Annotated in this window: 21 protein-coding genes; 12 read left to right on the plus strand and 9 right to left on the minus strand. The window is 69.0% G+C overall.

The window, feature by feature from the left end:
• Positions 1-46 precede the first annotated feature (46 nt).
• The 4 genes from aroQ to cutA form a co-directional block, all read right to left on the minus strand.
• The gene (gene aroQ / locus INQ40_RS01880; RefSeq protein ID WP_194341333.1) at positions 47-496 is read right to left on the minus strand and encodes a type II 3-dehydroquinate dehydratase; all 450 of its coding nucleotides are present in this window, start codon (positions 494-496) and stop codon (positions 47-49) included.
• Positions 497-638: 142 nt separating this feature from the next.
• Positions 639-1,235, minus strand: a complete 597-nt coding sequence (locus tag INQ40_RS01885) for a TlpA disulfide reductase family protein (RefSeq protein ID WP_228482088.1) — start codon at positions 1,233-1,235, stop codon at positions 639-641.
• Entirely contained in the window at positions 1,236-3,602 is a 2,367-nt protein-coding gene (locus INQ40_RS01890) for a protein-disulfide reductase DsbD (protein WP_228482163.1), read from the minus strand. It lies immediately after the preceding gene.
• Between the two features lie 133 nt (positions 3,603-3,735).
• On the minus strand, positions 3,736-4,059 hold the full coding sequence (gene cutA, locus INQ40_RS01895; RefSeq protein ID WP_194341336.1) for a divalent-cation tolerance protein CutA: 324 nt from the start codon (positions 4,057-4,059) through the stop codon (positions 3,736-3,738).
• A 157-nt stretch (positions 4,060-4,216) separates the two neighbouring features.
• Here cutA and INQ40_RS01900 point away from each other — a divergent pair, with 157 nt between their 5' ends.
• From INQ40_RS01900 to glnE, 5 genes are all read left to right on the plus strand, one after another.
• Complete coding sequence (locus tag INQ40_RS01900; protein WP_194341338.1) at positions 4,217-5,155, plus strand: hypothetical protein; 939 nt, start codon at positions 4,217-4,219, stop codon at positions 5,153-5,155.
• Positions 5,156-5,209: 54 nt separating this feature from the next.
• The gene (locus tag INQ40_RS01905; protein WP_194341340.1) at positions 5,210-5,746 is read left to right on the plus strand and encodes a hypothetical protein; all 537 of its coding nucleotides are present in this window, start codon (positions 5,210-5,212) and stop codon (positions 5,744-5,746) included.
• Positions 5,747-6,162: 416 nt separating this feature from the next.
• A complete protein-coding gene (groES, locus tag INQ40_RS01910; RefSeq protein ID WP_193985748.1) occupies positions 6,163-6,450 on the plus strand; it encodes a co-chaperone GroES in 288 nt (95 codons plus the stop codon).
• Positions 6,451-6,517: 67 nt separating this feature from the next.
• Positions 6,518-8,167 carry a chaperonin GroEL gene (groL, locus tag INQ40_RS01915; RefSeq protein WP_043959235.1) on the plus strand — a complete coding sequence of 550 codons (1,650 nt, stop codon included), beginning with the start codon at positions 6,518-6,520 and terminating at the stop codon, positions 8,165-8,167.
• Positions 8,168-8,511: 344 nt separating this feature from the next.
• Positions 8,512-11,397 carry a bifunctional [glutamate--ammonia ligase]-adenylyl-L-tyrosine phosphorylase/[glutamate--ammonia-ligase] adenylyltransferase gene (gene glnE, locus INQ40_RS01920; RefSeq protein WP_194341342.1) on the plus strand — a complete coding sequence of 962 codons (2,886 nt, stop codon included), beginning with the start codon at positions 8,512-8,514 and terminating at the stop codon, positions 11,395-11,397.
• Here glnE and INQ40_RS01925 read toward each other — a convergent pair.
• Complete coding sequence (locus INQ40_RS01925) at positions 11,381-12,364, minus strand: mitochondrial fission ELM1 family protein (protein ID WP_194341344.1); 984 nt, start codon at positions 12,362-12,364, stop codon at positions 11,381-11,383. The genes glnE and INQ40_RS01925 overlap by 17 nt on opposite strands.
• 112 nt (positions 12,365-12,476) lie before the next feature.
• Between INQ40_RS01925 and INQ40_RS01930 the strand changes: the two genes are divergently transcribed.
• The 6 genes from INQ40_RS01930 to INQ40_RS01955 all read left to right on the plus strand — a co-directional run bounded on the left by INQ40_RS01930 (position 12,477) and on the right by INQ40_RS01955 (position 17,155).
• The gene (locus tag INQ40_RS01930) at positions 12,477-13,076 is read left to right on the plus strand and encodes a malonic semialdehyde reductase (protein ID WP_194341346.1); all 600 of its coding nucleotides are present in this window, start codon (positions 12,477-12,479) and stop codon (positions 13,074-13,076) included.
• A 66-nt stretch (positions 13,077-13,142) separates the two neighbouring features.
• Positions 13,143-13,718 (plus strand): YceI family protein, encoded by a 576-nt coding sequence (locus tag INQ40_RS01935; RefSeq protein WP_228076752.1) that lies wholly within the window; start codon positions 13,143-13,145, stop codon positions 13,716-13,718.
• 10 nt (positions 13,719-13,728) lie between these two features.
• Positions 13,729-14,436, plus strand: coding sequence for a pirin family protein (locus INQ40_RS01940; RefSeq protein WP_194341356.1), 708 nt, complete (start codon positions 13,729-13,731; stop codon positions 14,434-14,436).
• A gap of 45 nt (positions 14,437-14,481) precedes the next feature.
• Positions 14,482-14,679 carry a zinc-finger domain-containing protein gene (locus INQ40_RS01945; RefSeq protein WP_193985766.1) on the plus strand — a complete coding sequence of 66 codons (198 nt, stop codon included), beginning with the start codon at positions 14,482-14,484 and terminating at the stop codon, positions 14,677-14,679.
• Between the two features lie 9 nt (positions 14,680-14,688).
• Positions 14,689-15,813, plus strand: coding sequence for a glycosyltransferase (locus tag INQ40_RS01950; protein ID WP_194341358.1), 1,125 nt, complete (start codon positions 14,689-14,691; stop codon positions 15,811-15,813).
• Positions 15,794-17,155, plus strand: coding sequence for an O-antigen ligase (locus tag INQ40_RS01955; RefSeq protein WP_194342367.1), 1,362 nt, complete (start codon positions 15,794-15,796; stop codon positions 17,153-17,155). Before INQ40_RS01950 ends, INQ40_RS01955 begins: the two co-directional genes overlap by 20 nt.
• Here INQ40_RS01955 and lpxL read toward each other — a convergent pair whose 3' ends face one another.
• Complete coding sequence (gene lpxL / locus INQ40_RS01960; protein WP_194341360.1) at positions 17,156-18,109, minus strand: LpxL/LpxP family Kdo(2)-lipid IV(A) lauroyl/palmitoleoyl acyltransferase; 954 nt, start codon at positions 18,107-18,109, stop codon at positions 17,156-17,158.
• A gap of 95 nt (positions 18,110-18,204) precedes the next feature.
• Here lpxL and waaA point away from each other — a divergent pair, with 95 nt between their 5' ends.
• On the plus strand, positions 18,205-19,512 hold the full coding sequence (waaA, locus tag INQ40_RS01965; RefSeq protein WP_194341363.1) for a lipid IV(A) 3-deoxy-D-manno-octulosonic acid transferase: 1,308 nt from the start codon (positions 18,205-18,207) through the stop codon (positions 19,510-19,512).
• On the opposite strand, the gene INQ40_RS01970 is transcribed toward waaA, so the two are convergent.
• From INQ40_RS01970 to INQ40_RS01980, 3 genes are all read right to left on the minus strand, one after another.
• Positions 19,509-20,939 (minus strand): TolC family outer membrane protein, encoded by a 1,431-nt coding sequence (locus tag INQ40_RS01970; RefSeq protein WP_193985776.1) that lies wholly within the window; start codon positions 20,937-20,939, stop codon positions 19,509-19,511. The genes waaA and INQ40_RS01970 overlap by 4 nt on opposite strands.
• A 15-nt stretch (positions 20,940-20,954) precedes the next feature.
• Positions 20,955-21,611 carry a protein-L-isoaspartate O-methyltransferase gene (locus INQ40_RS01975; protein ID WP_194341365.1) on the minus strand — a complete coding sequence of 219 codons (657 nt, stop codon included), beginning with the start codon at positions 21,609-21,611 and terminating at the stop codon, positions 20,955-20,957.
• 110 nt (positions 21,612-21,721) lie between these two features.
• The gene (locus INQ40_RS01980; RefSeq protein WP_194341367.1) at positions 21,722-22,444 is read right to left on the minus strand and encodes a TetR/AcrR family transcriptional regulator; all 723 of its coding nucleotides are present in this window, start codon (positions 22,442-22,444) and stop codon (positions 21,722-21,724) included.
• Between the last annotated feature and the right edge of the window lie 49 nt (positions 22,445-22,493).

The raw sequence follows: 22,493 nt of genomic DNA on the forward strand, positions 1-22,493 counted from the left end.
TCTGTGGTTGTGTCGGTGGGCCGCGCACGGCGGCCAGAAGAAGGGGTCAGGCCGGCGTCGCGGCCAGGCGACGCAGCGCCGCATCCATTGCGCAGCGGTAGCCGGCGGGGCCCAGCCCGGCGATCACGCCGACGGCCAGGTCGCTGAAGTAGCTTGCGTGGCGGAAGGGCTCGCGCGCATGCGGATTGGACAGGTGGATCTCGTAGAACGGTAGCGCCACCGCCGCCAACGCGTCGCGAAGGGCGACGCTGGTGTGGGTAAATGCCGCCGGGTTGATCAGGATCACCGCGGTGCCGTCGCTGCGGGCCGCCTGGATGCGGTCGACCAGCACGTGCTCGGCGTTGGACTGCAGGCTGGCGAGCTCATGACCTGCGCCAGTCGCGATGGCGCGCAGTTCCGCGTCGATCTCTGCGAGTGTCGTGCGGCCATAGATCTCCGGCTCGCGTTCACCGAGCAGGTTCAGGTTGGGGCCGTGCAGGACCAGCAGTTTTGCCATGGGGCAGTCGCAGTGGAAAGCACGGAAGTGTGGCGGAGTGACCGGCCACTGTCCAGAAAATAACGGGTAATTCGCCGAAGTTACGCTGATTTAAGCGTCTGTTTGAATTTCAGCGGCGCTGCGGACGGGTACATCCTTGACCTTATCTCTCGACCCAGGCGTCGATTTCGCCATCGCGGAACGGGCCGATTTTCTGCTTCAGCAGGCGGCCTTGTGCGTCGAGCAGGACGGTGTAGGGCAGGACGCCCTTGACGTTGCCCAGCTGCACGCCGGCATCGGCCGGTCCGGCCGCGTCGATCAGGATCGGGTAGCGCACCGGCACGCGCTCAAGGAAGGCGCGCACGGCGTCGTCGTCGTCCAGTGCGATGCCGACCACCTGCACGCCGTCGGCGCCCTGCTTGCCCGCGAAGCGGTCCAGCTCGGGCATTTCCTCGATGCACGGGCCGCACCAGCTGGCCCACAGGTTGATCAGTTGCGGGCGCCCCGCGTGGGCCTGCGGCAATGGCATCAGCGCGCCGTCCAGCCCGGGCAGTTCGAGCGTCGGGATCGGTTCACCCCGGCGCGCGATGGCCAGACCCTCCGGCGGCGTTGGCGCCGTGGCGGCGAGCACGTCCTGCAGCGCCCGCTGGCCGATCTCGGTGCGCATCAGCGGCGCCGGCGGGTTCAGCCAGATGCTCAGGCCCACGCCCGCGATCGCAGCCAGCACCGCGGCAATCACGATTTTCGTGTTCTGCCCCATTCAGAACGCTTCCACGGCGGCATCGGCCAGGGCCTGGCGGACGATGTCGGGGGTCAACACGGTTGGCAGGATCTGTCCCTCGCCGCCGCCGCGCGGGAACACCACGTAGAGCGGCACGCCGACCGCCTTGTGTCGCTGCAGGAACGCGGTGAGCGCGGGATCGACGTTGGTCCAGTCACCCACCAGATAGGCCGCATCGGCATCGTCGAGCGCGCGCTGGAATCCCTCGCGCCCCAACACGGTCTTCTCGTTGGCCTTGCAGGTGACGCACCAGTCGGCAGTCATGTTGACGAACACCACGCGGTTGGCGGCGCGCAGGTCGGTCAGGCGCTGTTCGCTGAAAGGCACCTTCACGAGCTGGCCGTCGCCGACCGCGGCGTGCTCCAGCACTTTGTCCGGCAGCGGGTGGGTATGGATGAGCCACAGCGTCCATCCAGCGCCGAGCAGGGCGATGACCGCCAGCGACGTCGCCCAGCGGCGGGCCCGCGTGCGCGAGTGGTTCCAGGCCCAGGCGCCGAGCGCCACCAGAACCGCAGCAACCATCCACAGGCCGACCGCGTCGGCGCCCAGCTGCTTGGCCAGTACCCAGGCCAACCACACGGCGGTGAGGTAAAGCGGGAAAGCCATGACCTGCTTGAAGGTTTCCATCCACGCGCCGGGGCGCGGCAGGGCGCGGGCCAGGGCGGGCACGAAGCCGATCAGCAGGAACGGCAGCGCCAGCCCGAGTCCCAGGGCGAGAAACACCGCCATAGCGATGGCGGCCGGCGCGGTGAAGGCCCAGGCCAGCGCCGCGCCCATGAACGGCGCGGTGCACGGCGTGGCGACCACGACCGCCAATACACCGGTAAAGAAGTCTCCCGCCGGACCGGAGCGCGTCGTCAGGCCGTGGCCGGCGCCGGTCCAGCGACCCGCCAGTTGCCAGACACCAGACAGGCTCAGGCCGAGCGCCAGCATCAACAGCGCGAGCAGCGCCACCACGACGGGCTGCTGCAGCTGGAAGCCCCAGCCCAGCGCGAGTCCCGCCTGCCGCAGGCCCAACGCAAGAGCGCCCAGTACCGCGAAGCTGAGCATCACCCCGGCGGTGTACCAGAGCGCCTGCCGGCGCGCCACGCCCGGCGTGTGGCCGTGGCCAGCCAGCGACAGCACCTTCAGCGACAGCACCGGCAGCACACACGGCATCAGGTTGAGGACCAGCCCGCCGATGAGGGCGAACAGCAGGATCAGCAAAAGGCCCGGTGGGGAGTCCGGTGCGCCAGCGCTGGTCCGGATCGATGCGGGAGACGCGGTGGATGCAGCAAGCCCGGCGTCGGTCGCGGCGAACGGGTCGTCAGTGCCCAAGGCAGCGCCGGATGCGAGGTCGCTGCCCATAGCCGCTGCGTCGGTTTCGGCGGCGCCCGGCAGTTGCGCCGCGACACCGTCGGGGCCGGCTGCGGTCGCCTCGCCGGCCGCCGCAGCGGGAGTCATCCCCCCGGCGTCAGCCCCGGGTTTTGCCGTCGCCGTGAACGTTCCCTTCGGCAGGTCGATCGCGACCTTGCGGGTCATCGGCGGGTAGCAGATGCCGTCATTCTGGCAGCCCTGGAAGGTGGCGGTCAGCTTGACGGTCGCGGCGTCGGGGCGCTCGCGCAGCAGCGGCACCGGCACGTCGATCTGGTCGAAGTACACCACCACATCGCCGAAATGCTCGTCGCGATGCTGGCGACCCGTGGGCCAGCGCGGCTTGCCCAGCGCGATGCCGCCGTCGGTCGACTCCAGGGTCAGGCGGGTGTTGTCGCGATACAGGTAATAGCCCGACGCCGGGCTGAAGCGCAGCAGCAAGGTGTCGCCGTCCCCGGCGATCGCCTCGAAGCCGAACGCCTGCTCGGCCGGCAACGGCATCGCGTCGAGGCCGCCCGCAGCACGCGGAAACAGCGCATTGCCGCCGAGGCTGCCGCCGGCCAGTGGTTTGTCCAGCAGGTTGGCGCCCTTGCTGGCGGGTGCCGCAGCGCTGGCCGGCGGGACCGAGGGCAGCGCCACGGTCAGCTTGCGGGTCTGCGGCGGGTAACAGATGCCGGCGTCGGCGCAGCCCTGGTATTTGACCGTCAGGGTGGTGCTGGCACCGCGCGCCTCGCCCGGCAGCTGCGCCGTCAGGCGCTTGCGGTAGGTTTCCACCTTGCCGAAGAACTCGTCCTCGTGCGGCTCGCCGGGCGGCAGCTGCAGCTCACCGGCCGCAAATCCGGCATCGCTGGTCACCGAGGTGCGGTGGCGATACAGGTAATACCCGTCGGCGATCTTCCAGTGGATGGCCACCGCGCCCTGGTCGCTGGCGCGGGCGTCCACGGCGAAGGCCTCGTCGACGGGCAGCAGGTCGTCGGCATGGACCGCCGCCATGGCCGGCAGCGCCAGCCCGGCCAGCAATGCAAGAGCGGTCAGGCCAGCGCCGGCGCGACCGGCCAGCCGGTGGAGCGCCGAGGTATTGGCGAAGGAGGAGGCGAAGGGTTTTGGCACCGGGCCTCGGCGGGGTTCAGTCATCATCTCGGGTCTGTTCCAGGACCCAGTCCAGGTAGGGCGCGAGTCCGCCGACCGCTTCGACCGCGATCAGTTCGGGAAGTTCGTAGGGGTGCAGCGCGCGGACCCGGACGGTCAGCGAATCCAGCTGGTCCCGGGTGGTCTTGATCATCAGCAGCACTTCCTGTCCGTGCTCGACCCGGCCCTCCCAGCGGTAGGTGGATCGGACGCCGGGCAGCTGGCTGACGCACGCAGCCAGACGCTCGCGCACCAGTGCATCGGCGACGGTGTCGGCACTGGCCCGATCCGGACACGTGCAATAAGCGATCAGGACGGACATGGTGGTGATTGTACCGGGCCGGCCAGGGGTGCGCCTTGTGTCCGGATCGGCCGCCCGGTGTCGTCATTAGGGGTCCACGCGGCCGGTTCTGCTGCCGCAGGCCAACGGTCGGCGCCACGGGCGCACGGGTCTTTTTTCAACGACAAGGAGAGTGACGATGGACGCACAAAGGCACACAGGCGGGTTTGCGCTGGCGGTTCTTGGCGGGGCGCTGGCAATGATCACGCTGCCGGCCTGCGCCGCTGCCGGAGCAGACGACTTCACCTCGGCGCCCGGCTATGTCGCCGTCGACGTGGACACCACCGCGTGGGATGACTACTACACCGCCGAGCGGTTTCCCGGCCAGGGCGGGTCGGTGTTCATGCCCGATGCCGACCTCGTCGCGCCGGTACGCGCGATGCTGCTGATGGAGTACAGGGAAGGCGCGCTTCCGCACGCGCGTTACCGGGTGACGTACGACATGCTCAGCGACGACACCGACCCCGACGCGACCGTCAGCGAGGTGGAGGTCACCCGCATCAACCTGGGCCCGGCGTTTCGCGAGCAGGCCTTGGAGGGCGTGCCGGTCGAGCATCAGGCGCCACTGGAGGCGTTCGGAGTGGGTCCGCATGTCAGCTGGCGCTTCCAGATGGCGCCGATCCAAGGAATGACCGCCCACGTCGTGGCCGCCGGCCGCAGAGAATTGTCCGATGCCCAGGTCGCGGCATTGGATTGCCTGGGCGCGCCGTGTGCGCAGCTGGACTCGGCCGAAGGCCCCGCTGGCAATTGGGAGGAGCGCGAGGCGCCGGCGGCGGGCGCCGACTACCGCGCGCTTACCGTCGAAGGCCCGGATCCGGCTTACGTTGTCGACCAGTTGTTGTCGGTGATGCTGGGTGAGGACGGCCCGCAGTCAACCGGTCCGGCCGGTTCGGACCAGCCGCCACGCATCACCCTGGTGGTCTCGGTCAACGCCGGCGGTCAGGACGTCATGACCACCGGGCTGGGTCGCAATTCGGTCGTGCACGACGACGCGATCGGTACGGTGTGGGTGCGCTCCGCGCAGCACGCCGACATGCCGGCCGAGATCAGCGAGCTGCAAGTGCCGCGGCAACGCTGAGACATTCCGTCCGGCCCAGCAACCGCTGCCGGACCATTCAAGGAGCGACAACGGATGAAAGTTTCAGGTCTCATGGCAAGGACCGGCATCGCCGTGTCCCTGGTGATCGGCCTCGGCGGTTGCGGCGCCGCAGACCAGGGCATCGCGGTGCCCGCCAAGGCCGCGGCGGAGGCCAGGCGACAGGCCGCGGCGGTCACCTTTGCGCGCGTCGCCATTGCCACCGATGCCGGCGAGTTCTGGTTCCAGCCCGCCTCTTGCTCAGTCAGTGAGGAGGATGGGGCGCAGGTGTTCACGGTGCACGGGCCGGGCAAGGGGCCCGACGGCAAACCGGTGTACGTCAATTTCGACGGCGCCGACCAGGGCCCGATGGCCGATACGGACGTGCGCATCCATGTCGGCGTGGAGGCGCACCTGAAACAGGGCGATCCGGCGTGGATCTCCAACAGCGCGGTATCCCACCAGTTCGACGTGCCGGCCACGGCGGTCAACGTGCAGGGCGATACCGTCGTCCTGAGCGGCGTGGTGTTCAACGCCGACGGCGACAGCCGCCTGGAAGTCAGCGGCCCGATCCGGATCGACTGCGGCAGATAGGCGCGGCGTCGAAGCCAGCAGGGCTGCGGTCCTAACACGGTTATCGATCCGGCAACGTGAATCGATGGAAAACATGACGTAAATGGGCAATACTCGCCCCGGGCTGACAGGAGTTGGCCATCGACAAGGGGTCAGGTGTGGGGGGATGGGCACAGGACGTGCCGCGCTGGATGCCAATCCCGAACCAGAAGGAGCGTGGTCCGTCAGGACGCGCTCCTTCTTTTTTTGTCCGCGGAGCGCGGTACGGCCGCACGCGGGAGAAAAATCTTCGCGGCAGGCCTTGAAAGCCGGCCCGCGCGCCCCATCTTCTGTCGCAGTCCCGGTGCGCCGGGCATGTCTGCATGGGCCGAGCGCCTGCACAGGCATTCCAAATCACTGTATTCCGGATTTTTCAACCATCTACGAGGTTGCTGCAAATGAATATCAAGCCGCTGTTCGACCGCGTGGTCATCAAACGCATGGAAGAAGAGAAGATGTCCGCGGGCGGCATCGTCATCCCTGATTCGGCCACCGAGAAGCCGATCAAGGGCGAAGTCGTCGCCGTCGGCGCCGGCAAGGCACTGGACAACGGCAGCGTGCGCGCGCCGCAGGTCAAGGTGGGCGACAAGGTGCTGTTCGGCAAGTACAGCGGCACCGAGGTCAAGCTGGATGGCACCGACCTGCTGGTGGTGAAGGAAGACGACATCTTCGCGATCCTGGGCTGATCCAGACGTCTCCGGCCGCACCGGCCACACCCTTTTTCCCACAATTCCTGTTTTGAGGTTCTAGATCATGGCTGCCAAGGAAATTCGTTTCGGCGAAGACGCGCGCTCCAAGATGCTGCGCGGTGTCAACACGCTCGCCAATGCTGTCAAGGCGACTCTCGGCCCGAAGGGTCGCAACGTTGTGCTCGACAAGAGCTACGGCGCCCCCACGATCACCAAGGACGGCGTGTCCGTCGCCAAGGAGATCGAGCTGGCCGACAAGTTCGAGAACATGGGCGCGCAGATGGTCAAGGAAGTCGCCTCGCGCACCTCCGATGACGCCGGCGACGGCACCACCACCGCGACCGTGCTGGCCCAGGCGTTCATCCGCGAGGGCATGAAGGCCGTTGCCGCCGGCATGAACCCGATGGACCTGAAGCGCGGCATCGACAAGGCCGTCACCGGCGCTGTCGCCGAGCTGAAGAACATCTCCAAGCCGTCGTCCAGCAGCAAGGAAATCGCCCAGGTCGGTACGATCTCGGCCAACTCCGATGCCAACATCGGTGACCTCATCGCCAAGGCGATGGACAAGGTCGGCAAGGAAGGCGTGATCACCGTGGAAGACGGTTCGGGCCTGGACAACGAGCTGGACGTGGTCGAGGGCATGCAGTTCGACCGCGGCTACCTGTCGCCGTACTTCATCAACAACCAGCAGTCGATGCAGGCCGAGCTGGATGACCCGTTCATCCTGCTGTACGACAAGAAGATCTCCAACGTCCGCGACCTGCTGCCGATCCTGGAAGGCGTGGCCAAGGCCGGCAAGCCGCTGCTGATCGTCGCGGAAGACGTCGAAGGCGAGGCCCTGGCGACGCTGGTGGTCAACACCATCCGCGGCATCGTCAAGGTCTGCGCCGTCAAGGCCCCGGGCTTCGGCGACCGTCGCAAGGCGATGCTGGAAGACATGGCCGTGCTGACCGGTGGCACCGTGATCTCCGAGGAAGTCGGCCTGGCGCTGGACAAGGCGACCATCGAAGACCTCGGTCGGGCCAAGAAGGTCCAGGTCTCCAAGGAAAACACCACCGTCATCGACGGCGCCGGCGAGACCGGTGGCATCGAAGGCCGCATCAAGCAGATCAAGGCGCAGATCGAAGAGACCTCTTCGGACTACGACCGCGAGAAGCTGCAGGAGCGCGTGGCCAAGCTGGCCGGCGGCGTTGCGGTGATCAAGGTCGGTGCCTCAACCGAGATCGAGATGAAGGAAAAGAAGGCCCGCGTTGAAGACGCCCTGCACGCGACCCGCGCGGCAGTGGAAGAAGGCGTGGTCCCGGGCGGCGGCGTCGCCCTGATCCGTGCCCTGGCTGCCATTGTCGACCTGAAGGGCGACAACGAAGACCAGAACCACGGCATCACCATCGCCCTGCGCGCCATGGAGGCCCCGCTGCGCGAGATCGTGATCAACGCCGGTGAAGAAGCCTCGGTGATCCTGAACAAGGTTCGCGAAGGCACCGGCAGCTACGGTTACAACGCGGCCAACGGCCAGTACGGCGACATGCTCGAGTTCGGCATCCTGGACCCGACCAAGGTGACCCGCACCGCGCTGCAGAACGCGGCCTCCATTGCCGGCCTGATGATCACCACCGAAGCGATGGTGGGCGAGCTGCCGAAGAAGGACGAGCCTGCCATGCAGGGCGGCGGCGACATGGGCGGCATGGGTGGCATGGGCGGCATGGGCTTCTAAAGCCATTCCCCAGCGACACCGCGACAAGGAAAAGCCCCGCTTCGGCGGGGCTTTTCTGTATCCGGTCCTCAGGAATTGATCGCGGACCTCGACCCGGACTTGGATCGGGGAGCGGGTCGGCGTCAATTCCTGAGCTGATCAGTTCAATTTTGCACTGCAGCGTGCAAGGCAATAACGAATCCTTCACAGTCGACCTGCATCCCGACGTGGGGGAGGGAGCAGGCCCGCAACCGGTTCGTCCGGGGCGGGCTTTTTATTTTCCGCTCCGGCGCGACGGTCACGGGACTCGGCTGATCCACGCGTGACGCCATGGGCCACGATCCGCTCATGCGACTATCCGTCCCATGACTCCACCCCAACCAATCGAACCCGCCGTGCTGCTGCGACAGCTGGAGCCTGCCGGTATCGCCGAGCTGGACGACTCCGCCACCGCCCGCTTGCAGGCCGTGGCCATCGCCAGCGACTTTGCGATCGACACCTTGGCCCGCCAGCCCGGCCTGCTGGATCGGCTGTTGCAGGACGATGGCGCCGCTGCGACCCCGCCGCCGGACCTCGACCACGGTGCTCCCGAGACATGGCCGTCCGCCTTGCGGCTCTATCGTGCCGCTGAATCCACCCGGCTGGTGTGGCGCGACGTGCTCGGGCTGGACGACATCGACACGACGCTCGCCGGCACCACCATGCTCGCCGAAGGTTGCCTGCAACTGGCGTTGGACGCGCTGGAGTCGAGCTTCATCGAGCGCCACGGCGTGTTGCGGGACGCTTCCGGCACGGTGTTGCGACTGGTGGTGCTGGCACTGGGCAAGCTCGGCGGAGGCGAGCTGAACTTCAGTTCCGACGTCGACCTGGTCTACGGCTACGAACCGCCCGGCGACCCGTCTGCTGCGTCCGACGGGCCGTGGCCGCTGGCGGCGGAACACTACTTTTCCCGCCTCGGCCAGAAACTCGCGCGCCTGCTGGACGACGTCACGGTCGATGGCTTCTGCCACCGCGTGGACCTGCGCTTGCGTCCCTACGGCAATGCCGGGCGCGTGGCCTGGTCGTTCCCCGCCATGGAGCAGTATTTCCAGCGCGAAGGGCGGGACTGGGAGCGGTACGCGTGGCAGAAGGCGCGGCCGGTGGCCGGCGACCTGGCGGCCGGTGCGGAGTTCCTGGAATTGCTGCGCCCGTTCGTCTACCGGCGTTATCTGGACTACGGCGCGCTGGATGGCCTGCGCGCGATGAAGGCGGCCATTGCCGCCGAAGTGGCACGCAAGGAGCTGGCCGACGACATCAAGCGCGGGCCCGGCGGGATCCGGGAGATCGAATTCCTCGCCCAGGCGCTGCAGCTGATCCGCGGCGGGCGGGATCCGGGCCTGCGTGAACGTTCGCTGCAGCCGGCGTTGGCCGCGCTGGTCGAGGCCGGGCAGGTGGAGGCCCGGACCGGCGCGCAACTGACCGGGGCGTACCGTTTCCTGCGTCATCTGGAGAACCGCCTGCAGATGTTTGCCGACCAGCAGACGCACGCCTTGCCCGTGGAGCCGACGACACGAGAGCGAATCGCCATCGGCATGGGTTTTGCCGATTGGGACGAACTGCGGGTGGAACTGGAGCGCCATCGCGGGATCGTGGCTGAGGAATTCGCGGCGTTGCTGGCGCCCCGCCACGGCAACCGCAGCGAAGGGACGCTCGCCGAGTATTGGCTGGCGCTTCCCGACGGCGGCGACGCGGCGGTGCTCGCCGAGGCTGGCTTCGAAGACGCCTCCAGTGCCGACAGCCTGTTGCGCGATTTCGCCCGCAGTCCGGGCGTGGTTGCGCTGACCGACGCCACGCGGGCGCGGCTGGACCGGGTGCTGCCCGCGTTCATGGAGGGCGCGGCGCGTTCCAGCCGGCCGGCGCTCGCGTTGCGGCGCCTGCTCGCGCTGGTGCAGAACATCCTGCGCCGGACCGCCTACCTGGCGCTGCTGGACGAGCAGCCGGCCGCGCTGGCCCGGCTGGTCCGTGTGACCAGCCAGAGCGCGTTGCTTGCAGAACGCGTCGCGGTGCATCCGCTGCTGCTGGACGAACTGCTCGATGCCAGTGTCGCCGGCGAACTGCCGGGTCGCGCGGAGCTTATCCAGGCCTGCGCGCAGGTCGGCCTGCAGGGCGACGGCTCGGGCGCGCGCCGGGCGCCGGGCCACGGCGGTCGCCCGCCTGCGACACCGGAGGTCCGCAGCCAGGAAGACGTGGAGGCCGTGCTCAACGCGCTCAACGAAGTGCGCCAAGCGGCCAGCTTCCGCATTGCCATGGCCCACCGGGACCATCGCCAGCCGGCGGTGGACAGTGCGCGCCAGGTGGCGTGGCTGGCCGAGGGCGTGGTGAACCGGGTGCTGGCGATGGCGACGCGGGAAATGCTCGGCGCCCACGGCCAGCTGCCGGCAACGCGCTTCGCGGTGTTTGGCTATGGCAGCCTGGGCGGCGAAGAGCTGGGGTTCGATTCCGATCTCGACCTGGTGTTCCTCTACGATACCCCGGCCAGCGCGGGCGGTATCGACGCGGTGTCGGACGGCCCGCGACCGCTGGACGCGGCGCGCTGGTCCGCCCGCCTGGCGCAGAAACTGGTGGCCTTGCTGGAGGCGCCCACGCGCGCCGGCCGCCTCTACGAGGTGGACGTGCGCCTGCGCCCGGACGGGGCCAAGGGCGTGCTGGTATCGAGCCTGGCCAGTTTTGCTGCCTACCAGCGCGAGCGCGCCTGGAACTGGGAGCACCAGGCGCTGGTGCGCGCCCGCCCGATCGCCGGTGACCCCACCCTCGCCCAGGACTTTGCCGGGGTACGCACCGCCACGCTGTCGCGGCCGCGCGATCCGGACCAGCTGCGCGACGACGTCTCGGCCATGCGCGCGCGCATGCGCGCCGAACTGGACCGCAGCAAGGACGGCGTGTTCGATCTCAAGCAGGGTCAGGGCGGGCTGGTGGACCTGGAGTTCGTGTTGCAATCGCTGGTGCTGGAGCATGCCGCCAGCCGACCTGAGGTTCTCGGCCGGCAGGACACCCACGGCCTGATCGTCGCCGTCCACGAGGCCGGAATCATCGACGAGGACACGCGCACCCAGTTGCAGGCCGCGCACGAGATCCTGCTCTCACGCAGCCTGGACTGCAGTCTGGATCGGCGGCCCCGGCGGATGGTGCCCGACGCGCCGGTAGCGCGTGCCCGCGCCGCGATCGAATTGGCCGCGCGCGAGCACGGGCTCGACTTCAGTCGCCGGCTGTGAGCGGCGCCGGCTGAAGTGACAGTCGCTGACGGACCTCGTCTGCCACCCGACCGGTTTCGCGCAGCGGCGTGACCGGGAAGTCCGCCAGGCCGTCCTCGAGTGCGCGCACCCGACCCAGTTCAAGCAGGCGATCCACGAACCGGCGCGGACGCCCGCCCAGCCGGTCCAGCCCGGCGATGAACACCGGTGCCTCGGTAGCGCACGCCTCCGAGAGCATGTTCACCGATTCGGCAGTGCACACGATCCGGTCCGCGCAGGCCAGCAGGCCGGGGTAGGGATTGGCGCCGTCGCCCGGCGGGGTGAACAGCATCCCGCTGCGACCGGCGAAATGCTTTTGCAGCCGCTGACCCAAGCCGGCGGGACTGCGGCGCGAGGTGGTCGCCATGATGCAGCCGCCCGCGGCGTCGACCTGGCGCATCACGTCCAGGGTCAGCGCCTCCAGCCAGTCCGCGTCCAGCTTGGCGTGCGCGCTGGCACCGCCCAGCAGCAAGGCGGTGCGCGGTTGCGGCAGGGTCGCCAGGGCCGTGAACCGCACCCGTGCCTCGTCCAGCCAATGGGCGTCGACCGGATGCAGGCTGCCGAGCACGGGGATCACGTTGCTGCCCACCAGACGGTCGTGCTCGGGCGCGATCACCAGGTTCCAGTGGCGTGTGGCGATGCGTGGATCGAGGATCTGCACCGTCGCGCTGCCGTGGCGCCCGAGCAGCCGGGTTGCCAGGGCGGCCTGGCGCCCACAGCCGATGGCCAGGGCGGGCGGCCGGGCCAGCGCCGCGTGGAACTCGGCGCCGAAGGCGCGCGCGGCGGCGACACCGCGCGGCGCGGTCCAGCGCCACGGCGCACGCGTGTCGAGCTGCCAGTCGCGCATCGGCATGCCCAGCGCCCGCCCCAGCGCCTGCGCCTGGCGCAGGTTGCCGGCATTGCCGTCGGTGATGGTCCAGACGCTCGGGTTGTTTGCCTGCCGTTTCATCTGTGTCCGCAATACGTTCCAAAGTTGCGCCCGTGCCTGGCGCCTGCCAACGCCTACACTGACCGGCTTGGCAGCCCGCACGGCGGGCGCCGTATCCACACGGAGATCATAGATGCCCCCGACCCGGACCGAAGCACTTGCACCGGCAGCGCTGGATCAGCTGTTCCGCACCGCGCGCACCCACAACGAGCTGGGTGGCGAGGTCAGCGATGACACTCTCCGCCAACTCTACGATCTGGTGAAGTGGGGCCCGACCAGCGCCAACATGTCGCCGGCGCGCTTCGTCTTCGTGAAGTCGGCGCAGGCAAAAGCGCTCCTGGAGCCTGCGCTGGATGAGGGCAATCACGCCAAGACCATGGCCGCCCCGGTTACGGTGATTGTCGGCTTTGACGAGGATTTCCACGAAAAGCTGCCGTACCTGTTCCCGCATACCGATGCGAAGAGCTGGTTTGCCGGCCCGCGCGAAGGCCGCACGGCAGCGGCGTTTCGCAACGGCAGCCTGCAGGGCGCATACCTGATCCTCGCGGCGCGCGCGCTGGGACTGGACACCGGGCCGATGTCGGGTTTTGACAACGCCAAGGTGGATGCGGCGTTTTTTGCCGGCACCGCGATAAAGTCGAATTTCCTCGTCAACCTCGGGTATGGCAACGTCGAGAAGATCTTCCCGCGCTCGCCACGGCTGTCGTTCGAGGAAGCTGCGCGGATTGCCTGACGGTCCGTGATGCCTGCCACCGCTGAGCCCTGCCACCTTCGCCCAGATATCCGGAGTCCTCCCATGATCAAACGCCTGCTCCTCGCCGCCGCGCTGGCCACGACCGCGACTTTTGCCATCGCCGCGCCGGTTACCTACAAGCTCGATCCCAGCCACACCAACGTGATCGCGCAGTGGAACCACTTCGGCTTCTCCAACCCCGTGGCGCACTTCGGCCAGGCCGAGGGCGTGCTGGTCTACGACGCCGAGAATGTCGCTGCTTCCAGCGTGAAGGTCACCCTGCCCCTGTCAGGCCTGAACACCTTCACCGCCAAGTTCGACGAACACGTGCTGGGCAGTGATTTCTTCGACGCTGCCAAGTTTCCGGTGGCGACGTTCCACAGCACCGCGGTGGAGTCGGCCGGCGAGGGCAAGCTCAAGGTCACCGGCGAGCTGACGATCAAGGACAACACGCATCCGGTGGTGCTGGACGTGACCCTGAACAAGGTGGGCGAGAACATGGGCAAGCAGCCCACGATCGGTTTTGATGCCCACACCACGATCAAGCGCAGCGACTTTGGCGTCGGCATGTACGCGCCGGGCGTCAGCGACGAGGTGGACATCCGCATCACCACCGAGGCCTCGGTCGCCAAGGCCAAGTAGGAAGCCAGAGGTGATCGTTGAGCGCCGCGCGGCGTCCCGCGCGGACGGCTCGTCCGCGGCGGACGGGCTTGAGCGTTGGCAGAGCTTCTCCGGCGGGGCGCACTACGACCCGCAATGGATGGGCTTTGGCGCGCTGCGGGTGCTCAACGAGGATCGGCTTGCGCCCGGTGCAGGGTTTGTCCCGTGCTGGCGCGCGAACATGGAAGTGCTCACCTGCGTGCTTTCCGGTGCCCTGGCGCACCGGGACGACAGCGGTGCGGAGCGGGTGATCCAAGCCGGCGGCCTGCTGTGGCTGGGAACCGGCCACGGGATGCGTTACCGGCATTGCAACGCGTCCGACGCCGAACCGGTGCATTTCCTGCAGGCCTGGCTGCAGCCCGACCGCGTCAACGCCGACCCCGCCTCAGCCGTCCGCGAGCCCACGCCGGGTGACGGCTGGCAGCTGCTGGCTTCGCCGGACGGGCGCGATGGCAGCGCGGCGATCCGCCAGGACGCGCGCGTCTACCGGTCGGAGCTGGCACAGGGAACCTCGGCGATTCGCACGCTCGACCCCGCGCGTCGCTACTGGCTGCACGTCGCCACCGGCGCGGTGCGTGTCGATGGACGGGATTTGTCCGCCGGCGACGGCCTGGGTTTCAGCGTCGAGTCCGGCCGGCTTGAATTGGCCGGGGCGGGCGCCGCTCCGGCTGCGCTGCTGTGGTTCGAGCTGCCGGCTTGAGGCAACTGCTAAACTGACCGTCTTGTACCGTCCGTGATCGCCGCCATGACCGCAGTCCATGACCACCCCACCCAGGCCAACGCCGAGCGCCGCTACACCGTCACGCGCGCCGACCTGCCCTTGAGCTGCCCGACGCCGTCGATGGCGCTGTGGAATTCGCACCCGCGCGTGTACCTGTCGATCGAGGAAGACCTGGAGAGCACCTGCTTCTACTGCGGCGCGCACTTCGTCCTGCAGGACTGATCCAACGGGATGCGCCCGATGACGGTGGTCCAGCTGCTGCCGGCGCTGGAATCGGGTGGGGTGGAGCGCTCAACGCTCGAGATCGCCGAAGCCCTCGTGTCGGCCGGCCATCGCGCCATCGTCGTATCCGCCGGCGGCCGCCTGCTGCCGCAACTGCTCGCCCTTGGCGGCGAGCACGTGACCCTGGATCTCGGCCGCAAGTCGCCACTGACCCTTTCACGCGTGCTGCCGCTGCGCCGGCTGCTGCAAAGCGGTGATATCGATATCGTCCACGTGCGCTCGCGCCTGCCGGCCTGGATCGCGCGCTTCGCCCTGGCCGGGATCGAACCCGTGCGCCGGCCGCGTCTGGTCTCCACCGTGCATGGGCTCAACTCGCCCTCGCGCTACAGCGCGGTGATGGTCGGCGGCGAACGCGTGATCTGTGTATCGCAGAGCGTCCGCGACTACGTCACGGCCCATTACCCGGCGACCGACACCACGCGCCTGCGGGTCATTCCCCGTGGAATCGATCCGGCAGCCTTCCCGCCTGCGGCGCTGCCCGATCGCGCCGCGCGCGCGTGGGCTGCAGCGCAGCATCCGGCGCTGGCAGGCGATGGCCCGTTGCTGCTGCTGCCCGGGCGCGGCACGCGACTGAAGGGCCACGCCGACGCGGTCGAGCTGCTGGCGCGCTTGCGGACCGACGGTGGCGACGCGCGGCTCTGGCTGCCGGGCGCGCGCGAGCGCGGGCGCGAGGACTACATCGCCGAACTGGAAGCCATGGCGGCGGCGCGCGGCGTCGCCGATGCGATCGCCTTCACCCAGCCCACCGATGCGATCGCCCGCGCCTACGCGGCGAGCGATCTCGTGCTCCAGCTCTCGCGCAAGCCCGAGGCGTTCGGGCGCACCGTGATCGAGGCGCTGTCGGTGGGGCGACCGGTGCTTGGCTGGGCCCACGGCGGCGTCGGTGAGCTGCTGTCACGACTGCAGCCGCGGGGCGCGGTGCCGCCGTTCGACGCGTCGCTGCTGCACGAGCGGGCGCTCGCGCTGCTGGACCGCGGGTCGACAACAGCCGGTACGATGCCCGATCTGTCCGACTTCACCCTGCATGCGATGCAACAAGCGACGCTGGATGTCTATGCCGAACTCATCAACTGACCGGTCCGCCCGCATCGCCGCCGAGCGCGGCCCGGCCGGGCGGGCGATCCAGGGCTGGCGCTGGGCGCCGGCGTGGATCCTGGCCTACGTCGCGCTGTGGCCCGCACCGGGCTATGCCGAGGCGATCCTGGTGCTGGGTGCGTTGGTGGCGATCGCCAAACTGGTCAGCTCGCGGTTCCGCGGCGGGGTAAGCCTGCTCAGTGGCGAGGCCTGGGCGCTGACCAGCGTGCTGTTTTTTGCCTACTGGTTGCCGCAACTGGTGTCGGCGTTCGACTCCATCGATCCGGGGCGGGCGCTGCGCGAGGCCGCGGTCGACCTGCGCTATCTGCCGTTCCTCTGGCTGGCGGCCGCGGCGGTGGCCAACGAGCGCGGGCGTCGCATGACGTTTGGTGGCCTGGCAATCATCATTGCCGTGTGGAGCGTGGACGCGCTGATCCAGGCGGGTACGGGCACCAGCCCGCTGTTTTTCGGCATCGATTCGATCAAGCAGGCGATCAGCGGACACGCGATGTGCAGCGTGAGCCAGGTCGCCGTCGTGGATCGCCTCAGCGGCGTGTTTGGTCCGTGCAACCTGAAGCTCGGCATCGTGCTCGCCAGCCTGTCGCCGTTCGCGCTCTACGCGGCGGCCAAGCGCGCGCATGCGGTCGGCTGGCTGCTTGCGGCGGCGGCGGTCGGCGTAGTGGTGATGCTGGCCGGTTCGCGGGCCTCGTGGATCACCTACCTGCTGGTGCTGGTGTTATCGGGCTGGCGTCTGCTGGGCTGGAAGAAGCTGCTGGGTGTGTTTGCCGCCGGGGCGATCCTGCTGGGCGTGCTGGGCGTGGTGTCCAGCGATGTGCGCCAGCGCCTGGAGCGCACCACCCATGTCTTCGCGGTCAATGAGGAGGGCGTCGACCGCGCGCTCTCCGGTCGTACCCGGATCTGGGGCGCCGCGCTGTGCATGGTCCGCGAGCATCCCTTCAACGGTGTCGGCGCGCGCGGCTTCCGCGAGGCTTTTCCGGCCTGCGATCCGCAAAGCGACCAGCAGGCCGAGTGGGGCGAGGGGCCGGCCTTCCACGCCCACCAGATCGTCCTGGAAATACTCAGTGAAACGGGCTTCTTCGGCCTGCTGATGTGGCTGGCCGGCGCGGCCCTGGCGTGGCGCGCGTGGCGTTTCGCCGATGCCCAGGCGCGCGAGCGCGCACGCCCGGCGATGCTGGCGCTGGTGGTGACCGTGTTCCCGCTGAACACCCACCTGGCGTTCTATTCGACGTTCTGGGGCGGCCTGACGCTGCTGCTCGCGGCGCTCTACGCGGGCAGCCTGCTGGCGGTGCGCAGCACGCCTGAGGCCACCGGTTCGGAGTGACTAGCGCGGCTGGTAGGGCGAGCTGTCGCCCGGCGGCCGGCGTTTGAAGCGCCGGTGGATCCACAGGTACTGGCTGGGCGCCTCGCGCACCATTGCCTCGATCGCTGCATTGACGCGGGTGCTGTCGGCCACCGCATCGCGGGAGGGGAAGTCCTCCAGCTGCGCACCCAGCCGGAGCACGTAATGCGCGCCTTCGCGGCGGTGGAAGAAGGGCACCACCGCGCAGCCGGTCATTCGGGCGAACTGGTGGGTGGCGGTGATCGTCGCCGCTGGCACGCCAAAAAACGGCGCGAACACCGTGTCCTTGCCGCGCATGTCCTGGTCGGGCGCGTACCAGAGCAATCCGCCCTGCTTGAGGTGGCGCATGGCCGGCCGCAGCTCGGCATTGGCGAACATCGCGCTGGCGTGGCCCAGGCGGCCGCGCTTGACCGCCCACTCCATCACCGGACCGCGGTGGCGCCGGTACATGCCGGCCAACGGCAGGTGGTCGCACATCAGCCGGCCGCAGATCTCCAGGGTCATGAAATGGCCCGACACCAGCAGCACGCCGCGACCGCTGGCGCGGATCGCCTCGACCGCCTCCAGGCCTTCGATGCGCACCGTTCGCCGCATCGGTTCGACCGATCCCCACCAGGCGCGTGCGAATTCGAACAGGCCGATGCCCAGGTCACGGAAGTTGTCGCGCAGCAGCGTCTCCCGTTCCGCGTCGGACATGCCGGGAAAACACAGGGCGAGGTTGGTCCGGGCGGCGCGCCGGCGGTCACCGGCGACGCGCAACGCGAGTGCGCCGACTCCAGCGCCGAGTGCGCGCTGCAAGCCCCACGGCAAGCGTGCGGCGATCAGCAGCACGCCCAGCCCCAGCCACGCCGGCCAATGCCGCGGGCTGAGCGGCGCCGGGCCGGGCGAGGTCGGGCTTGCGACGCCGCGGTCGCGCGGAGGGGATGCTGGAGCCATGCGGTGGATTCTACCGGGCCCGTGCCGGGTGAGCCGCCTGCCTCGGCAATGCTCGGCCGAGTCGGCGCGCAAGGGTCGTACCGTATCCTCAGCCGATGCGAACAGACCTGATCGAGCGCCTCCTGCGCGGCCTGTATTCGACCGTGTTGTACCTGCTGGTGCCGCTGACGGTTTACCACCTGATCTGGCGTGGCTTTCGCCAGCCCAGCTACTTCCAGCGCTGGAACGAACGCTACGCCCGTTACCGCGATTCCCCGCATACCGGCACCCTGTGGCTGCACGCGGTGTCCGTGGGCGAGGTCAACGCCGCCGTGCCGCTGGTGAATGCGCTGCGCCGCGGCCGGCCGGACCTGCACCTGCTGGTCACCACGATCACCCCGACCGGGTCCGAGCGCGTGCGGGCGCTGTGGGGGCATGACGTGGAGCACGTCTACCTGCCCTATGACCTGCCCGGCGCGGTGGCGCGCTTCCTGCGCCATTACCGGCCGCGCGCAGCGCTGATCATGGAGACCGAGTTGTGGCCGAACCTGCTGTTCGGTTGCCGCGACCATGGCGTGCCGGCCTACATCCTCAACGCACGCCTGTCGGAACGCTCGCTGCGCGGCTACCGGGTCCTCGCGCCGCTGGTGAGCCGGGCGCTGCGCACGGTGACCACCGTGGCGGCGCAATCGATGGCCGATGCGATGCGCTTCGTGCAACTGGGCGCACGCTCCGGACAGGTCGTCGACGTGGGCAACCTGAAATACGACGTCATGGTGCCCGAGGGACTGGAGGCGTTTGCCGACCAATGCCGGGCCCACTGCGGGCGCCGGCCGGTGTGGATCGCCGCCAGCACGCACGAGGACGAGGAGGCCGCGGTGATCTCCATCCACCGGCGGCTGCGCGAACGCTATCCCGACCTGCTGCTGTTGTGGGCGCCGCGCCATCCGGAGCGCTTCCGGGTGGTCGCCGAGCACGCGCGCGCATCGGGCTGGGAGGTGTCGACGCGCTCCCGGGCGCAGTGGCCGTCGGCGACAGACGCGGTGTTTGTCATCGACACCATGGGCGAGCTGCTGCCGTTCTATGCCTGCGCGGACGTCGCCTTTGTCGGCGGCAGCCTGCAGGAGGTGGGCGGGCACAACCTGCTGGAGCCGGCGGCGGCCGGCACCGCGATCGTCACCGGTCCGCACCTGCACAACTTCGAGGAAATCTCGCGCCAGCTCGATGAGGCCGGCGCGTTGCGGATCGGCCAGGACCCGATGGGCGTGGGCGGCGCACTGGAGGAACTGCTGGCGGATCCGGCGCTGCGCCGGCAGATGACCTCGGCAGGGCAGCTGCTGGTGGAATCCGGCCGCGGCGCGCTCGCCCAGACCCTCGTGCTGCTGGCGCCCGCGCTGGGGCCCGGGCAGCGTGATTCGGCCTAGTGCTGGATGGGCGAGGCCACTTCGGCCTCGGCATTGACCGTCAGCAGGCGGTTGATCTCCGCGACGTCTTCGATGTCCAGCGTGCCCGCCGCTTCTTCCAGCACCAGTCGCTGCTGCAGGTGGTTGTATCGCGCCAGGGCGTAGGCCTGCTGGGCGGTGAACAGGTTGCGCTGGTTTACCAGTACATCCAGAACCGTGCGGGTGCCGACTTCCAGTCCGACCTGGGACGCGTCGTAGGCGGCCTGCGCCGATACCAGCGCCAGGCGCCGGGCTTCCACTTCGCTGACCCCGGCCACCAGCGTCTGGTAGGCGTTGCGGGTATTGCGTTCCAGCGCGCGCCGCTGTTGTTCGAGCTGGTCGCTGGCGACGTCACGCTGGGCCACGGCCTGGCGCACGCGTGACTGGGTAGCGCCACCGGAGAAGATCGGCACCGACAGCGTCACCCCGACCTGCGGGCCGCGGCTCTCGCTCTCGATCGGATTGGTCACCGAGCCCGGCAGCCCGCTGGCGCTGAAGGTGTTTTCACCCCAGGTCTTGCCGTCCGAATAACCACCGCCCAGATAGAGCGTCGGCCAATGGCCCGAGCGCGCGGTGCCGACGTCGGCTTCGGCCGATTCCACCTGCAGTTCCTTGGCCCGCAACGCCGGGTTGTTCTCCATCGCGGTCTGTACCCAGCCATCGGCGCCGTCGGCGACCGGCAGCGCAGGCTGGAAGTCCTGCGGCAGCCCTTGCAGGTTGCGCACGGGCACACCGGTGATTTCGGTCAGCGCCTGGTAGGCGTCGGCCACGGCATTGCGGGCGACGATCGTGTTGGCCCGCGCGCTGTCGAACTGGGCGCGCGCCTCATGCACATCGGTGATCGGCGCCAGGCCGACCTCCAGCCGCTTGGAGGCGAAGTCGAACTGTTTCTGTAGCGCCTGCTCGGCGGCTTCGGCGGCGGCCAGGGTTTCCAGCTGCACCAGCACGTTGAAGTAGGTGGCCGAGGTGCGGGTGATCAGGCTCTTGCCCGCCGCGTCGAGCTGGAAATCGCTGGCGCGCGCCAGCGCCTTCTGGCTGTCGAGGATGGTGAAGCGGGCGCGGTCGAAGATCATCTGGTCCACGTTGACGCCCAGGCGCCGGGTCGTGGTCTCGGTCTCGACGTTGCCGGTGAAGGTGATCGGTTGGCCGGTCACCGGGTCGAACTGGTTCTGCGTGGCCGGCCCTTCGCTGCGGCTGCGGTTGTAGGACGCACTGCCGTTGATCTGCGGCAGCATCGCCGCCCGGGCCTGCACCGCGCCCTCGCGGGTCGCCAGCCGTCCGGACTCGGCTGCGGCGAACTGCGGATCGCCGGCACGCGCCAGCTCATAGGTCTGGAGCAGGTCGGCCGCGCCGGCAGTGGCGGGCAGGAGCGCAACGACGAGGGCGAGTACGAGTGGGCGGGTGATCATGCGGGGTCCTTGCGCTCAGAATTCGAAGGCGGGTACGGGTGCCGCACCGGCGAGATAGGGAATGTCGGTCTCGAACAACGATTCGATGCGCGATCCGTTGACGTCCACGTGCACCAGCACGGTCTCCATGACCGGCGAGCGCCCGCGCACGATCAGCATGCGTCCGCCGGGCTTGACCCATTCCAGGAACGCCATCGGGATCGTGTCCACCGCGCCGGTCACGCAGACCACATCGAACTGGCGGGCGGGGCGGTAGGAAAACGCATCCGCGTGGATGACCTCGGCGTTGGCGATCGCGCGTGCCGTCAGGTTGGCGCGACCCAGCTCGGCCAGCTCGGCATGCTTCTCGATGCTGACCACGTCTCGCGCCAGGCGCGACATGCACGCGGTGAGGTAACCGCTGCCGGTGCCGACCTCCAGCACCTCCTCGTCGGGCTGCAGCAGCAGCGATTGCAGCATGCGCCCCTGGATGACGGGCTTGAGCATCACTTGGCCCTGCGGCAGTGGCAGGTTGCTGTCGGTATAGGCCAGGTTGCGGTGCGGCGCCGGCACGAACGGCTCGCGCGGCATGGTCGCCAGTACGTCCAGGACCCGCGCATCCAGCACGTTCCAGGGGCGTACCTGCTGCTCGACCATCAAGTCCCTGGCCTCGGCGTAGTCAATCATGGTCATCGGGTCGAATCTCGGGCTATGCGTGTCAACCGCGTATTGTACCGGCGACGTGCCACAGCATCACGTCAGCGGGGCCGCTGGCGGAGTGCCGGAAGTCACCGCGACCAAGGTCACGGCTGGCGCGTGGACGGGTCCGGTCTGGCGTATGCACGCAGGAACACGTCCACCGCGGACGCCAGGTGGGCGGGAACCTCCGCGGCTGCCAGCCCTTCCAGTCCCAGCAGCCGACGCGCGTGCGGCTCGCCCTTGAGCAGGGCGAGCAACTGGCCGGCCGCCCGCGCCAGCTCGGCGGCGTTTTCCGGATCCAGGCGCAACTCGCCCAGCTCGGCGCGACGCTTCAGCAGGGCCGCCAGTTCCTGGTTGATGCGGGCGGGGCCTGCCTCCCAGAACGTGCGGACCACCGGCGAGTCGGCCAGCTGCGGCGCCGACAGCATGCGCAGCGCGCCGATCGCCTCTTCGCTGCTGGCCATGGCGTGGAAGGCGCAGGCGATCTCCAGCAGGTGCGCACGCAGGGGCGCGCCGGACGCGCGGTCGAACAGCGCGTGCGGCAGTTGCAGCTCGCAGTACGAGCCCACGGCGGCGGCGAACAGGTTTTCCTTGTCGCCGAAGTGGCTGTAGACGGTGAGCTTGGAGACGCCGGCGGACGCCGCGATCTGGTCCATGCTCACGCCGTCAAAACCGTGCTGCAGGAACAGTAGCCGTGCCGATTCCAGGATCGCCGCGCGCTTGGCCGGATCCTTGGGGCGTCCAGGACCCGCCGGGCCCGACGAGGCCGAGCGGCCTGCCGGAGTGGATCCCGAACCGTGATCGCCGCGGAGGTGCGAATCGCTCATCACCCAATACTAGACCGGGGAGTTTTATATTTATACAGTGCCTGCCACT

The organism is Lysobacter sp. H21R4, assembly GCF_015277535.1.
In the GTDB taxonomy this organism is placed as follows: domain Bacteria; phylum Pseudomonadota; class Gammaproteobacteria; order Xanthomonadales; family Xanthomonadaceae; genus Novilysobacter; species Novilysobacter ciconiae.